We start from the raw sequence: 251 nt of genomic DNA, 5'->3' as shown, positions 1-251 counted from the left end.
CTTCTTCAATTATCTCGATCGCACCAGTGTCGGCTTCGCGGCCCTCACGATGAACCGCGACCTCGGCCTGACCGCGACACAGTTTGGCTGGGGCGCGGGCATCATGTTCGCGGGCTATTGTCTTTGCGAAGTGCCGAGCAATCTCGCGATGTATCGCTTCGGCGCTCGACGATGGCTTGCGCGCATCATGATCACGTGGGGTTTCTTCGCTGCCGCGACGGCGCTCGCGGTCGGACCCAAGAGCTTCTACG

At 61.8% G+C, this 251-nt stretch carries 1 protein-coding gene; it reads left to right on the top strand.

The features are described 5' to 3' along the window. On the top strand, window positions 1-251 hold a 251-nt coding region (locus NCR93_RS31805; protein WP_250532483.1), incomplete at both ends, for an MFS transporter.

The sequence above is a fragment of the Caballeronia sp. ATUFL_F1_KS39 genome, assembly GCF_023630985.1.
In the GTDB taxonomy this organism is placed as follows: Bacteria; Pseudomonadota; Gammaproteobacteria; order Burkholderiales; family Burkholderiaceae; genus Caballeronia; species Caballeronia zhejiangensis.
Note: the sequence above shows the minus strand (reverse complement) of the source record. Positions and strands in the feature narration are given on the sequence as shown.